Annotated in this window: 14 protein-coding genes; 4 read left to right on the top strand and 10 right to left on the bottom strand. The window is 57.8% G+C overall.

Going from position 1 to position 13,123, the window contains the following annotated elements; all coding sequences use genetic code 11:
- Positions 1-65: 65 nt before the first annotated feature.
- The 4 genes from QZ862_RS10985 to QZ862_RS10970 all read right to left on the bottom strand — a co-directional run bounded on the left by QZ862_RS10985 (position 66) and on the right by QZ862_RS10970 (position 4,384).
- On the bottom strand, positions 66-1,952 hold the full coding sequence (locus QZ862_RS10985) for an MFS transporter (RefSeq protein ID WP_296035521.1): 1,887 nt from the start codon (positions 1,950-1,952) through the stop codon (positions 66-68).
- Between the two features lie 280 nt (positions 1,953-2,232).
- Complete coding sequence (locus tag QZ862_RS10980; protein WP_296099795.1) at positions 2,233-3,471, bottom strand: aminopeptidase; 1,239 nt, start codon at positions 3,469-3,471, stop codon at positions 2,233-2,235.
- 82 nt (positions 3,472-3,553) lie between these two features.
- The gene (gene ybaK, locus QZ862_RS10975) at positions 3,554-4,030 is read right to left on the bottom strand and encodes a Cys-tRNA(Pro) deacylase (protein ID WP_296099793.1); all 477 of its coding nucleotides are present in this window, start codon (positions 4,028-4,030) and stop codon (positions 3,554-3,556) included.
- A gap of 3 nt (positions 4,031-4,033) precedes the next feature.
- Positions 4,034-4,384: an ArsC family reductase gene (locus tag QZ862_RS10970; protein ID WP_296099791.1), complete on the bottom strand. Its 351-nt coding sequence runs from the start codon at positions 4,382-4,384 to the stop codon at positions 4,034-4,036.
- Positions 4,385-4,684: 300 nt separating this feature from the next.
- Here QZ862_RS10970 and QZ862_RS10965 point away from each other — a divergent pair, with 300 nt between their 5' ends.
- Complete coding sequence (locus QZ862_RS10965; RefSeq protein ID WP_165457025.1) at positions 4,685-4,852, top strand: hypothetical protein; 168 nt, start codon at positions 4,685-4,687, stop codon at positions 4,850-4,852.
- Positions 4,853-4,975: 123 nt separating this feature from the next.
- Here the strand turns inward: QZ862_RS10965 and attM are convergent, their stop codons facing one another.
- The 3 genes from attM to QZ862_RS10950 are packed head-to-tail and all read right to left on the bottom strand — an operon-like array spanning position 4,976 to position 8,447.
- Complete coding sequence (attM, locus tag QZ862_RS10960; protein ID WP_296086350.1) at positions 4,976-5,767, bottom strand: N-acyl homoserine lactonase AttM; 792 nt, start codon at positions 5,765-5,767, stop codon at positions 4,976-4,978.
- A gap of 44 nt (positions 5,768-5,811) precedes the next feature.
- Positions 5,812-6,972, bottom strand: coding sequence for an iron-containing alcohol dehydrogenase (locus tag QZ862_RS10955; protein ID WP_296035530.1), 1,161 nt, complete (start codon positions 6,970-6,972; stop codon positions 5,812-5,814).
- Between the two features lie 20 nt (positions 6,973-6,992).
- A complete protein-coding gene (locus QZ862_RS10950) occupies positions 6,993-8,447 on the bottom strand; it encodes an NAD-dependent succinate-semialdehyde dehydrogenase (RefSeq protein ID WP_296099790.1) in 1,455 nt (484 codons plus the stop codon).
- Between the two features lie 89 nt (positions 8,448-8,536).
- Between QZ862_RS10950 and QZ862_RS10945 the strand changes: the two genes are divergently transcribed.
- Positions 8,537-9,313, top strand: a complete 777-nt coding sequence (locus tag QZ862_RS10945; protein WP_296099789.1) for an IclR family transcriptional regulator — start codon at positions 8,537-8,539, stop codon at positions 9,311-9,313.
- Positions 9,314-9,388: 75 nt separating this feature from the next.
- Here QZ862_RS10945 and QZ862_RS10940 read toward each other — a convergent pair whose 3' ends face one another.
- From QZ862_RS10940 to QZ862_RS10930, 3 genes are all read right to left on the bottom strand, one after another.
- Positions 9,389-9,823 (bottom strand): pyridoxamine 5'-phosphate oxidase family protein, encoded by a 435-nt coding sequence (locus QZ862_RS10940; protein ID WP_296099788.1) that lies wholly within the window; start codon positions 9,821-9,823, stop codon positions 9,389-9,391.
- Positions 9,824-9,874: 51 nt separating this feature from the next.
- The gene (locus tag QZ862_RS10935) at positions 9,875-10,702 is read right to left on the bottom strand and encodes a DUF1206 domain-containing protein (protein ID WP_296099787.1); all 828 of its coding nucleotides are present in this window, start codon (positions 10,700-10,702) and stop codon (positions 9,875-9,877) included.
- 146 nt (positions 10,703-10,848) lie between these two features.
- Positions 10,849-11,769: a LysR family transcriptional regulator gene (locus tag QZ862_RS10930; RefSeq protein WP_296021593.1), complete on the bottom strand. Its 921-nt coding sequence runs from the start codon at positions 11,767-11,769 to the stop codon at positions 10,849-10,851.
- A gap of 96 nt (positions 11,770-11,865) precedes the next feature.
- On the opposite strand from QZ862_RS10930, the gene QZ862_RS10925 reads away from it, so the two are divergent.
- Positions 11,866-12,195, top strand: coding sequence for a nuclear transport factor 2 family protein (locus QZ862_RS10925; RefSeq protein WP_296099786.1), 330 nt, complete (start codon positions 11,866-11,868; stop codon positions 12,193-12,195).
- Positions 12,192-12,980, top strand: a complete 789-nt coding sequence (locus tag QZ862_RS10920) for an SDR family oxidoreductase (protein WP_296099785.1) — start codon at positions 12,192-12,194, stop codon at positions 12,978-12,980. Before QZ862_RS10925 ends, QZ862_RS10920 begins: the two co-directional genes overlap by 4 nt.
- The last annotated feature ends 143 nt before the right edge of the window (positions 12,981-13,123 follow it).

Here is a 13,123-nt window from a genome sequence, read left to right as displayed (position 1 = left end):
ATTTTCCTTAATAAAAAACCCGGCGGTCGTCTCGCCGGGTTTTCTTTTGGGTGTGAGAGGGATGCTCAATCCATCTTATGGATGTCGCGATCCTTTGTTTCCGGCAGGAAGAGCAGGCCGATCACGAGCGTGATGCCGGCAAAGACGATCGGGTACCAGAGACCATAGTAGATATCGCCCTTGGCCGCACTCATCGCAAAAGCCGTTGCCGGGAGAAGACCGCCGAACCAGCCGTTACCGATATGGTAGGGCAGGGACATGCCAGAGTAGCGGATGCGGGTGGGGAAGAGTTCGACCAGCAAAGCTGCAATCGGGCCGTAGACCATCGTCACATAGATGACGAGGACGGTCAGGACCGCGATAATCACTACCCAGTTCACCGCAGCTGGATCGGCAACCATGGTGAATGCGCCGCCGCCTGGCACCGTATAGACGGCCATCTCGGTTGCACCATTGGCTTCAGCCGCTGTCAGCAGCTTGTCGGCAACCAGCTTGTCGACTGGAACGGTTTTGGCAGGTGTGGCGCGCACTGCATCTGCGTTGAGCGCCAGTTCCGGATTTGCAGCGACGAATGCATCGAGCTTTGCTGCAGGAACTTGAGCGGCACCACGGACCAGCGGATAACCGCCGTCATGCAGAGCAATGTTGATCTGCTTCTGGAAAGCGCGATCCTTCGCGGCTGCATCGGCACCTGCGGAGACGGCATCATAGCTGGTGACAGTAGCGTCAGCGATTTTCACCACTGCTGGCTGTCCGGCTGGACCTTCGACCACATCATAAGGCACTGAGTTGCGGGTGAGGAACGCGGTCGCGATATCGCAGGATGTCGTAAACTTCGCCGTACCCGTGGGGTTGAACTGGAATTTGCAGTCACCGGGTGCTGCGGTCACCGTTGCGCGAACCGACGCTTGGGCCTGTGCAAGCGCAGGGTTGCCTGCCCAAGTCAGCGCTTTAAACAGCGGGAAATAGGTAAGCATCGCCAGAACGAGGCCCGCCATGATGATCGGTTTGCGACCGACCTTGTCGGAAAGCCAACCGAAGAGAACGAAGAAGCCGGTGCCGAGTAGCAGGGCGCAGGCGACCATGATGTTTGCCGATTGGCCATCAACCTTCAGAATGCTCTGGAGGAAGAAGAGCGCGTAGAACTGACCCGTGTACCACACAACTGCCTGGCCAACGACAGCGCCGAGGAGCGCAATGATTGCGATCTTGGCGTTCTTCCACTGGCCGAAGGCTTCGCTGAGCGGCGCCTTGGAGGTCTTGCCTTCTGCCTTCATCTTCTTGAAGGCGGGAGATTCGTTCATTTTCAGACGAATCCAGACCGAGACACCAAGAAGGATAACGGACAGCATGAAGGGAATGCGCCAGCCCCAGGCAGCAAAGGCTTCCTTGCCGACGCTAAACTGAACACCGAGAATGACGACCAGCGACAGAAAAAGTCCGAGCGTCGCCGTGGTCTGAATCCATGACGTATAATAGCCGCGACGGCCATTCGGTGCATGCTCAGCCACATAGGTGGCCGCCCCGCCATACTCGCCACCGAGTGCCAGACCCTGAAGCATGCGCAGGAGGATAAGGATGATGGGAGCCGCAATGCCGATCTGCGCGGCACCTGGCAGAATGCCGACCACAAAGGTCGAGAAACCCATAATCAGAATGGTCACGAGGAAGGTGTATTTACGTCCGACGATATCGCCAAGACGGCCGAAGACCAGAGCGCCGAATGGCCGAACGAGGAAGCCTGCCGCAAAGGCCAGGAGCGCGAAGATATTGCGCGTCGTTTCCGGATACTGGCTGAAGAAGTTCGCGCCGATATAGATGGCGAGCGAACCATAGAGATAAAAGTCGTACCACTCGAACACCGTGCCGAGAGAAGAGGCGAAAATGACCTTCTTCTCCTCCGCTGTCATGGGGCGCGCTTTTTCTGCGCCCGTCGCTGCTACATGTGCCATTGTCTGTCCTCCACAGAAATCAAGAAGACGCATCGCACCAGTTCGACTCCCCTCGAACTTCCCTTTTGGGGCGCGATGCACCTGACTGCAAAGTGACAGAATTTTAACGAAAGGAAGAGCGATCCTTTCGACTTATGACTTTAGTCTAAGAAGGGGCTCTTCTTTGACGAGCATAGGTCCTTAGATGACAGACATTGCGAAAAAATGCCGGCCCCTTCGCAGGAGCCGGCGGACTTTGCCGGGGTTCTCTCGCGGGTTCACGCGAAGGCCTGAAGAATTCCTAAGCCCATTCACCTTTGCGCATGACTGGCACGACGGAGCCATCCGGTTTGATGCCGTCGATATCGACCTTGTCGGAGCCGATCATCCAGTCGATATGGATGAGGCTCGAATTGCCGCCCTGAGACTTGATCTGATCCTGGCTGAGCGAGGCGCCATCGATAAAGCACTTGGAGTAGCACTGGCCGAGCGCGATATGGCAGGAGGCGTTTTCGTCGAAGAGTGTGTTGTAGAAGAGGATGCCGCTTGCCGAGATCGGCGAGGAATGCGGCACAAGCGCCACTTCGCCGAGACGGCGCGCGCCCTCGTCGGTATCGAGTACCTTGTTCAGGACGGATTCACCCTTCGAAGCCTTGGCCTCGACGATGCGGCCCGCCTCAAACTTCACCTGTATGTCGTCGATCAGCGTACCCTGATGAGACAGTGGCTTGGTGCTGGAGACATAGCCATCGACACGCAACGCATGCGGAGTGGTGAAGACTTCCTCGGTGGGGATATTCGGATTGCAGGTCACGCCATTCTTTGCCATTGACGCACCGCCGTGCCATTCATGGCCGTCGGCCAGACCGATTGTAACGTCGGTGCCTGGACCTTTGAAGTGCAGCGACGCGAAGCGCTCGCCATTCAACCACTTGGACCGCTTGGCGAGATTGGCATTGTGCTCCGCCCAGGCAGCCACCGGATCGGCGACATCGACGCGCGAGGCGGCGAAGATCGCGTCGGCCAGCTTGCGGACTGCCTCTTCCTCGCTCACACCGGGGAAAACCTGTTTTGCCCAGGATGGGTTTGGATAGGAGATGATATTCCAGTTGATATCGAAGTTGGAAATCTTCTCAAGCGCTGGCTTATAAGCTGTGGAGTTGGCTTTGTTGGCGCGTGCCACTTTTGACGGATCTTGCTCGGACAGCAGCATAGGGTTGTCCCCGGAAATGGCCAGTCGTGCCGCGCCATTCGCGTATGCCTTGGCCATACCTTCATAAAGCCAGCTGGACGCCTTGTCGAAATTGGCGTCGTTTGCATGGCGGTAACGCGCCAGCGTCGTCTCTTCATCGGAATAGAAGGTGGTCACCAGACCGCTGCCTGCCATATAGGCGTGCTTGGTCAACTGGCGCACCAGCGGCAAGGCCGCAAGCGGCGCCGTAATCACCAGGTCCTGATCCTTCTGGAGCTGAAGTCCGACCTTGACGGCGACTTCGGCCAGTTTCTCGAGTTTGACGGGATCGATAGGGGAAACGCTCATGATCTGCCTTCACATGTCTGCTTGAACGGGTGGACAATAGACCATCCATCGGGAAAGCCAACCACCTTCCGGCTGGCGTGGCTCACTCGGCGATGAGCGGCACAGCTGAGGCCTTTAAAGCTGTCAGCGCATCTTTTGGCGAAAGGCGGATTTGAAGTCCGCGTTGCCCGCCATTCATGTAAACATAGGCGTGGTCCATGGACTGGACCTCGATGGCTGTTGGCACCAGCTTTTTCTGCCCGAAAGGACTGATGCCGCCGACATGGAAGCCCGTCGCTCGCTCGGCATCGGCAGGCTTCATCATATTGGCGGATTTGCCGCCAAAGGCTGCCGCCAGCTTCTTCATGCTGACTTCGCGGTCCGACGGTACGACGACGCACACAGCTCTGCCATCCACTTCGGCCATCAGTGTCTTCAACACCAGATGTGGCGGCTCGCCAATGGATTCGGCTGCTTGAAGACCGATACGCTCGGCATTGGGGTCGTATTCGTAGGATACGGTGGTGAAAGCCACGCCCGCTTTCGTCAGCATCTGGGTTGCACGCGTCGTCTTGGACATGGGTTACTTGCCGAAGAGATTGGCATAGATGTCGGGCTTGAAACCGACGACGATCTTATCCTCTGCTTCCAGCACCGGCCGCTTGATCATCGAAGGCTGTTGCAACATCAGCGCTATGGCCTTTTCACGTGTTAGGTCAGCTTTCTGTTCGTCATCGAGCTTCTTGAAAGTCGTGCCAGCGCGGTTCAGCACCATCTCCCATCCCGCCGCATCGCACCATGCCTCCAGATGCTGGCGATCGATGCCCTTCACCTTGTAATCGTGAAACGCAGTTTCGATACCGTTCTCGTCCAGCCAACTACGCGCCTTCTTCATCGTGTCGCAGTTCTTGATGCCGTAAATCGCGGTCGCCATGTTGTCCGTCTCCCTTGTGATGTCTGACTTAACAAAAATTGGAGAGTAGGCATAGCGTCGCGTCTTGGCGCGCTGTGCCATCCGTTACGACCCAAAAAGGACGTTCTAACGTCTTGAACTTACGCATCACGCTTTGCGAAAATCGATCCCGATTTTCGGGTCGTTGATGTAGCCATGCAAATTTGCTTTAGCTGACATCCAAAGGAGTTCGAGCTCCGCCGCATGGCTCCCTCTCTATATCATGAGTTGTAGATCCGCGTGGTTTTGACCATATCTAGGGCAGTTCAAAAGGAGAAAGAAATGCGTTCGGTTGCAAAGACATCGCGTAAGTTTTTCAGTGAAACCCTTGCCGTTTTCGGCGCCGCCGTTTCGGTCTCCGCCGCTGTGCGTGCCCACCGCAAGCCTGCCGGTTCCGATCTCGATGCGCTTGGTATCGATCCCAAGGCTTTCGATAAGGTTCAGCTGTAACAGCTGGCTGCGCGCCTCGCTGGCCTGCGCAAAGTGAAATCTCAAAAAGCCGGGCGCTGCTACAGCGCCCGGCTTTTGCGTTCGAACCTTCTCGCGGGGAATTATCTCCGCTGATAGAGTGGCTCAGCCGTAATATTCTGGAGCTTTCTTGAAAGTCGACCAAGCGTCGGGATCATGTCCTGTCACGACGATCGCATCTGCCTTCTCTGCAATGGTTCTGAGCTTTTGCACGGAGCGCACTGTATCCACCGTGGAAGCGAGGAAGCCTGGCAGCGCCTTTTCTTCCCAGTGATCCAGTGTGTAGGCGGCGTCGATGGTGAGCAGCAGCGGCTTGCTGTCCGGCACTCGCACCAGGAAGGACTGGTGGCCGGGCGCGTGACCAGGAGTGAAGATCGTCGTCAAAGTGCCATCGCCGTAGATGTCATAAAGATCGTCGTCCGCTCCGTTGAGGAACTGCCATTTCAAGCCCGGCTTGTCGAAATCCTTGCGGATGTAACCGCCTGCCGCAAACCAGTCCGGCGTAAAGGCGTACTCATATTCCCGGCGCTGGACGATGTGGGTCGCATTCGGGAAACGTCCGATGGCGCCGGTGTGGTCGAGATGCAGATGGGACTGGACCACGTATTTGACATCCGCGGGGTCAAAGCCAAGCGCCTTGATCTGGTCGACGCAGCCCTGATCCTTATCCAGAACCGGCCAGTAGACATCGCAGACGCCACCCCAATGGCCGCGTGGATCGGTGGCCACTTCGATTGCATTGCCGCCGTCGATGACGGTATGCCCGTCCGGGTGGGTAATCAGGAAGAATGGAACGGGGATTTCGTAATCTGCGCCGTCTCCCTGGTTCATCTTAATGTTGTGGACCTTGCATTTCAAGGTTCCGGATTGAAGCATATAGAGCCTGATATCAGTCATAAAGGTTTCCTCCCTGAGAATAGATTTCTGAATGGGTTCGGTAATCAGAATGCTTCCCGATAAAGCGCCAGCGCATCCTCTTCGCGGACCTCGACGGGGTTGTTGACGAGTAGACGCGTCTGCTTCATTGCATCGGACGCCAGCATCGCGAGGCTGTTGTCGGTCACGCCTACATCGCGCAGGCGCCGAGGCGCCCCGCTCCCATCCATCAGCTTTTCCATGTGCTGAACGAAGGCTGTCGAGCGCGTGGCGGCGTCACCGGTTCCCGGAACCTTCAAGACGTCGGCGAGCTCGGCGTAAAGCGGCGCGGCAGCGGCGGCGTTGAAACGGAGGATCGGGCCGAGCATCAGCGCGTTGGAAAGCCCGTGCGGAATGTGGTAATGGCCTCCGAGCGGGTAGGCGAGGGCATGCACTGCCGCAACCGGCGAGTTGGCAAAGGCCTGGCCTGCCAGCGTGGCGCCCAGAAGCATGGCCTCTCGCGCCTGCCGGTTCGTCCCATCCTTACAGGCGGCCACCAGATTGTCTCCGAGAAGACGCAAGGCTTCGCGTGCCAGGCAGTCGGAGAGCGGGTTCTTCTTGTGCTTGCTGGTGTAGGCTTCGATCGCGTGAACCATCGCATCGATCCCGGTTGCGGCGGTGTGGACCTGCGGCAAGCCGACAGTCAACTCAGCGTCGAGGAGCACGAAGTCCGCGTAAAGCTGGGGCGAAACGACGCCCATTTTCGTGGTTTCGCCGGTCGTGATGATCGAGATGTTGGTGACTTCCGAGCCCGTGCCGGCAGTCGTCGGTATCAGCACCAAAGGTGCGCGCGATCCCTTGACGTTGCCTATGCCGTACATCTCGGCAAGCGACTGATCGGAGACGAGGAGCACGGCCACGAGCTTGGCGATGTCGAGCGACGATCCGCCGCCCAGACCGATCACGATATCCGCACCAAAGGCTTTTGCGGATGTGACGCATTCAGCCACTACATGTTCCGGCGGATCGGCGACCACCTTGTCGAATATCTCGACGGAAAAGCCGCTGGAAGACAGCGTGTCGGCGATCGGTTGAATAAGCCCTGCTTTCACGAGGCCGCTGTCGGTAATCAGGAGCGCCTTGCGCTGCGCGAACCGGACAGCCAGTATTTCACCAAGCTTTGCAGCTCCGCCCCACGCGATTTGCATGGAGGGAACGGTTCGAAACTCGAAGGGATTGATCGTCATAGTGTCCTCCCGATCATGTCTCAGCTGAGAGCCGAGCAGAGATATTTGATTTCAAGATATTCATCGATGCCGAAGTGGGAGCCCTCGCGGCCAAGACCGGATTGCTTGACGCCACCGAATGGGGCAACCTCATTGGAGATCATGCCGGTGTTGTGGCCAACCATTCCATATTCCAGAGCCTCCGCGACGCGCCATGTACGGCTGAAGTTCTCGGTGTAAAAATAAGCAGCCAAGCCGAACTCTGTGTCGTTGGCCATGGCAATCACCTCATCTTCCGTCTCGAAACGAAAGAGAGGGGCGACGGGCCCAAAAGTTTCCTCGCGCGCCACCTTCATCGCCTGTGTCGCACCGGTAATGACAGTCGGCTCGAAAAAGGTACCGCCAAGTGCGTGTCGTCCACCGCCGGTAAGGATGCTGGCGCCTTTCGCCACAGCGTCGGCGACGTGCTCCTCGACCTTCTTGACGGCGTCCTCATCGATCAATGGACCGATGGTGACGCCCTCCTCGACGCCGGCTCCGACCTTCATCGCCTTCACCTTCGCGGCAAGTTTTTCCGCAAAGGCGTCAAAAATTCCAGCCTGAACGTAAATTCGATTGCTGCAGACACATGTCTGTCCGGCATTGCGATACTTCGATGCGACAGCGCCCTCGACTGCGGCGTCGATATTGGCATCGTCAAAGACGATGAAGGGCGCATTGCCGCCGAGTTCAAGCGAAAGCTTTTTTATTGTCGGGGCTGATTGCGCCATCAGCACGCGCCCGACTTCTGTCGATCCGGTGAAGGAAATCTTGCGCACCGTGTCACTCTCGGTGAACACCTTGCCGATCTCCCGTGCCTTTCCCGTCACCACCTGTAGCACGCCAGCTGGAATGCCAGCCTCTTCGGCAAGCACGCCGAGAGCGAGCGCTGTAAGCGGTGTTTGCTCGGCAGGTTTGACGATCATCGTGCAGCCTGCGGCAAGTGCCGGCGCGGCCTTGCGAGTGATCATCGCAGCCGGGAAATTCCACGGCGTGATGGCTGCACAGACACCGATCGGCTGCTTGAAAATGGTGATGCGTTTGTCGGTCGTCGGTGCGGGGATAGTGTCGCCATAGACCCGCTTCGCCTCCTCGGAAAACCACTCCACGAAGGAAGCAGCATAGAGCGCTTCACCCTTGGCTTCGGCGAGCGGCTTACCCTGTTCTGCCGTCATCAACGCTGCGAGATCGTCGGCATGTGCGACCATCAGCTCGAACCAGCGTCTCAAGACAGACGCGCGCTCCTTTGCAGAACGGCTTCGCCAGCCGACGAGGGCTTTCTCCGCTGCTTCGACCGCATGCTCCACCTGAATTGGGGTCAGAGAGGGGACTTCAGCGATAACCTTGCCGGTTGCCGGATTTTCAACCTTGATCGTTTCAGAACTATCCGATTGAATCCACTTTCCGTTGATCAGACATGCATCTGTAAGAAGGCGAGGGTTCCTCAACTTGAGCACCGCATGATCTCCTGTTAAGTTCATCTAATTGAACTACGATCCATATATTGAACTATGCCGACTGCTGCCGACCCTGTCAAGGAGATGATATGCAAAATGACGAGCCCGACTCATCGTCCGCTCAAACCGTGCCGGCGCTACGTCGAGCGGTCGCAATTCTCGATATTCTCGCATCGGGCAAAAATCTGACAGCCGCTGAAATTGCGCGAACTCTCAGCCTTCCGAAGAGCACGGCACATGGGCTGCTGGCGGTGATGGGCGAGTTGGACCTGGTAGGCAAGTCGCCCGATGGCACGTTGAAGATCGGGCCTCACCCGCTTCGATGGGCCAACGCCTTTCTGTCGCAGCTCGATATCGTCACCACATTTCAGGAAGTGCTTGCGCGGGACCGTAAGCTCGACCCTTATACCGTAACGCTCACAGTTCGCGAGGGAGCGGAAGTGGTCTATGTCGGCTGTCGCAATTCGGATCAGCCGTTGGGGCAGACCTTCCGTATCGGCATGAGATTGCCAGCGCCGTTTACGGCAACGGGCAAGATACTTCTATCGGATCTCAAGCCTGCTGAACTCGATCGTCTGCTGACCGATTTTCCCAAGCCGCTGACACCGCGCAGTGTAGGCAGCGTTGAGGAGCTTAAGCGTGAGCTCGAGGTCACACGAAAACGAGGCTTTTCCGTTGATGACGGGCAGATCCGCGAAGGAATGATTTGTATCGGGGCCCCACTTCGTGACCATTCCGGCGCGGCCGTTGCCGGGATCGCGATCAGTATTTTACGCAGCGAAGCGAGCGATGATAAAATAGCGGAACTGGGAGCGCAGTTGCAGGCGATCGCCCAAGGCATGTCGGAGGGATTGGGGGGAGGCTGATGACCGTCCATACCTGCACGGGCGGGGAGTGTTCAGGTAACATCTGCAATCCGCTCTCCGCCCCCACCATATCACTTACAACTCGATTGCTCCGTTCTCCTCACCGTCCCAATATTGCACGCGCACGCCGCGCACCTTAATCAGGACCAAGCCAGGGGTATCGACGCCTTCGGTGAACCAACGATCTAGATCTGAAACCCAATGGCGTTCGAAAGCGGACTTATCCTCGATGAGTTCTGCTGCGCCTTCGATCGAGATGAACATGCCGGGCTTGCCAAGCAGGCTTGGCGGCTCAGTGAAGGAAAGAGTCACCTGGGGATTGCGATTGATATGGGAGACCTTGTGCGTGTCCTTCAGCGAGAAGAACCAGGAATCGCCATCATAGTCTACATCGCCATTGTTGCTCATGGGGCGGTTGGTGATTGCACCGGAGGAGCCATGTGTCGCCATCATGCAGAAGTCGATCTTCTTCATCGTTGAGGCGATGTCTTCGATTGTTTCACTTGTCATGGAGGGCTTCCTTTTTAAACGTTGAATCGCCGGAAAGTGGTACGTCTCTTGTTACCGGCCAGGGAGCGCAGATCGTACTGACCGAGTGACCGCGCTCAAGGACGGGCTTGGGATCGTGCGGTAGCGGGCTTCGATGAGATTGTAGATGCCAAAGGCCGCGAGCCCCGCGGCTACGCAGATGTAGAGTGCGCTGCCGAACGGCATCTGTCTTAGCCATTGCATCGCGTCGCCCATGCTGCCGGCCTCCTGTGGATCGACATTCATTCCGGCCGTGATGAAAAGGATGCCGATGATCGCAAACACCAGACCGCGTGCTACGAGCCCGTAGATGCAAATCCAGGTAGCGACCGCATTCTTGTCCGGGATGCGCAGATAGCGCTCGAACTTTCGCGTCAGTCCCTTGGCTGCAGTGACACCGCCGCCGATGACGAATCCAGCGCCGACCGCAATCAGAAGATAGGATCCGAAGGGCTGCGACATGATCCATTGGGCGAGATCTTTCTCACCCGAGCCTTCATCGCCGCCACCGGCAAGGAAGCTGTGGCCGAGCGCGAAGCCGGCAAGACCAAGGTATGTCACAGCACTTCCCACTAGCGCCGTTCGAATGACCAGGCCTTTGGCACTGGTGCCATGATCGTCCGTATCGGCAATGGCTTGCGCCAGACGCCAGCAGACGAAGCCGAGAAGGCCGATGCCGATGGCGCCCACCCAGATGCGTCCGAACGGCTGGCTCAACAGCGTCGAGATCGCCGATTTCGTTTCGGTTTTCTCGCCTGCCACGCCGGACAGGAGTGCCAGCCCGCCAACGAGCATGAAGACGATGCCGCGTGCGGCGTAACCGCTCTTGGCGAGTAGATCGAATCGGAAGGTTGAAGGCATGGCGGGTCCGCGGTGCTGGGAACTATGGGTCCCTAACGCGCCGTGCGATTGAAAGGTTGAGCTGTGGGTGAGAAAAAGTGTCGACGGCATCGTTGCCACTTCGCGTCGATGCACGCTTCACGACTGGTTTCAACAAGGATCGACGGCTAACCGCTCGAGCGCTGTGCTAGTCGTCCTGCCGCGTAGTCTCGTGCCAGTGCGATGAAGGCTTGGAAGGCTGCTGAGGAATTGCGCCGATTATAATAATAAAGGCAGAGCGGCACGAGCGGTGGAGTCCAGTCTTCGAGGATGCGAACAAGCCGTCCTGCGGTTATGTCTTCGCGGACATCGGCCTCCATAAAATAGCCGATCCCAACACTGTTGATTGCCGCGATCCGGGCCAATGAGGCTTCATCCAGCGTGATTGGTCCTTCGACATCAAGATGCAGCTCTTCTCCGCCCTTCTCAAATCGCCATCGCAGCAGGGCTCCATCTGGGAGGCGTCCGCGAATGCATGGGTAGGCCAGCAGATCCTGCGGCACTTGGGGAACATTTCGTTCTTCGAAAAAGGCGGGTGAGGCGACAACCGCCATGCGTCGCATTTTCCCCAGCGGTATGGCGATCGCGTCATTTGGCACAAGGTCCGCGCTGCGCAATCCCAGATCGAAGCCCGCCGCCACGACGTCGACAAGCCGACCCTCGGTCACAAGGTCGATGTGGACTTGGGGAAAGCGCTGAAGATAGCTCAACACCAGCGGCACCATGATCTCGCGCGCCGCAGTGGCAAACGCGTTGATACGCAAGGTGCCTGACGGCGTTTCCTGTTGAGCCCGTGCCGTGTTCATCGCATTTTGAATATTTTCCAGCGCGGGCTTGATTTGCGCGACAAAGATGCGCCCCGCATAGGTGAGCGAGACACTGCGTGTGGTGCGATTGAAGAGACGCACGGCGAGCTCCCGCTCAAGCTTGCCCACGGCGCTGCTGATAGCAGTGGTCGACATGCCGAGCTCCAAGGCCGCGGCTCGGAACGAGCCGCACCGGACGATGGCTAAGACTGCCTCGAGTTCAATGAGAGAGTGTCGCGTCATTGTCCCGATTTTCGTTACGCCCAATGCCGATCTATCTCGCTTATCGGGAGAAAAGTCCATGGCTAAATTAGCGTCATCACCAACAAGGAGATGGCCATGTCACTGAACATACCCAAACCAGTCGCCGAGTATATCGAGGCAAATGCCCGCCTCGATCTTGAGGGCATGATGAAGCATTTCGCCAAAGATGCCGTCTTCATCGATAACGGCAAACACTATGTCGGGCTTTCCAAAATCCGCCAGCTCCTTGAGGAAGAAGCGATCGCGGTGAAGGCGATCTTCGAGCCCGATACCGCTCGGGAAGAAAATGGCGACTTCATCCTAGAAGGCCCCGCTCACGGTGACTTCCCCGGCAGCCCGCTTCGCTTCACCTATCGTTTCACGATGGCGCAGGATGCCATCAAGACGTTGGAGACCAGGATATGATCATCCAGGCAAACCCCGATGAATTTGCGGGCAAGCGCGTGCTCGTCAGCGGCGGTACGAAGGGTCTCGGCCGCGCCACGGTAAAACGCTTTCTCGCCGGCGGCGCTCGCGTTGTCACAACCGCGCGCACAATCCAGGATCCCATTGAGGGTGTGGACTATGTTCAGGCAGACCTGACGACCGCCAAAGGCAGCGAAACGGTCGCCAAGGCGGCAATCGAGCGGCTTGGCGGTATCGACATTCTTGCTCATGTCATCGGCGGTTCCAATTCACCGGCAGGCGGCTTTGTGGCCTTGACGGACGAGCACTGGCTTGCCGAGCTGAACCTCAACCTGTTGGCAACGGTCCGGCTTGACCGGCTGTTGATTCCGCAGATGCTCGAGCGCAGTCAAGGCATCGTCGTGCATGTCACCTCCATTCAGTCGGTGTTGCCGCTGCCGGAATCCACGACAGGCTATGCCGCCGCGAAAGCTGCGCTGAGGACCTACAGCAAGTCGATCTCGAAGGAGCTCGGTCCCAAAGGCGTGCGGGTCAATTCCGTTTCGCCAGGCTGGATCATGACGCAGGGCGCCGGAGACTTTCTCGACATGCTGCGGAGCGCCAATGGCGGTACGATCGAGGATGCGCGCCAGTTCGTTCTCGACGCCTTGGGCGGGATATCGATCGGCCGCGGAGCCGAGCCGGAAGAGGTCGCGGATCTTATCGCCTACCTCGCCTCCGACCGCGCTGGCGCAATCCACGGGGCCGAGTTCGTCATCGATGGCGGTACGATCAAGACAGTCTGAGGCGGATCGCCAACCTGTCTACGACTGGACTGTGGTCATAACGATGGTCGACTGCAAGGCAATGATCATGAGCGCAAAGAGAGCGCAGGATATCCGATATATCCCACCATGTCTCCTCAATCGGCCAGATCTGCAAAGCCAAA

The sequence above is a fragment of the uncultured Agrobacterium sp. genome (assembly GCA_913777615.1).
In the GTDB taxonomy this organism is placed as follows: domain Bacteria; phylum Pseudomonadota; class Alphaproteobacteria; order Rhizobiales; family Rhizobiaceae; genus Agrobacterium.
Note: the sequence above shows the minus strand (reverse complement) of the source record. Positions and strands in the feature narration are given on the sequence as shown.

Coding starts and splice junctions, on each gene's coding strand:
- ybaK (WP_296099793.1), bottom strand. CDS start 4,030: ATGTCCAAGACGACGCGTGCAACCCAGATGCTGACGAAAGCGGGCGTG.
- QZ862_RS10930 (WP_296021593.1), bottom strand. CDS start 11,769: ATGACGCGACACTCTCTCATTGAACTCGAGGCAGTCTTAGCCATCGTC.
- QZ862_RS10935 (WP_296099787.1), bottom strand. CDS start 10,702: ATGCCTTCAACCTTCCGATTCGATCTACTCGCCAAGAGCGGTTACGCC.
- QZ862_RS10965 (WP_165457025.1), top strand. CDS start 4,685: ATGCGTTCGGTTGCAAAGACATCGCGTAAGTTTTTCAGTGAAACCCTT.
- QZ862_RS10945 (WP_296099789.1), top strand. CDS start 8,537: ATGCAAAATGACGAGCCCGACTCATCGTCCGCTCAAACCGTGCCGGCG.
- QZ862_RS10980 (WP_296099795.1), bottom strand. CDS start 3,471: ATGAGCGTTTCCCCTATCGATCCCGTCAAACTCGAGAAACTGGCCGAA.
- QZ862_RS10955 (WP_296035530.1), bottom strand. CDS start 6,972: ATGACGATCAATCCCTTCGAGTTTCGAACCGTTCCCTCCATGCAAATC.
- attM (WP_296086350.1), bottom strand. CDS start 5,767: ATGACTGATATCAGGCTCTATATGCTTCAATCCGGAACCTTGAAATGC.
- QZ862_RS10920 (WP_296099785.1), top strand. CDS start 12,192: ATGATCATCCAGGCAAACCCCGATGAATTTGCGGGCAAGCGCGTGCTC.
- QZ862_RS10985 (WP_296035521.1), bottom strand. CDS start 1,952: ATGGCACATGTAGCAGCGACGGGCGCAGAAAAAGCGCGCCCCATGACA.
- QZ862_RS10970 (WP_296099791.1), bottom strand. CDS start 4,384: ATGGCGACCGCGATTTACGGCATCAAGAACTGCGACACGATGAAGAAG.
- QZ862_RS10925 (WP_296099786.1), top strand. CDS start 11,866: ATGTCACTGAACATACCCAAACCAGTCGCCGAGTATATCGAGGCAAAT.
- QZ862_RS10940 (WP_296099788.1), bottom strand. CDS start 9,823: ATGACAAGTGAAACAATCGAAGACATCGCCTCAACGATGAAGAAGATC.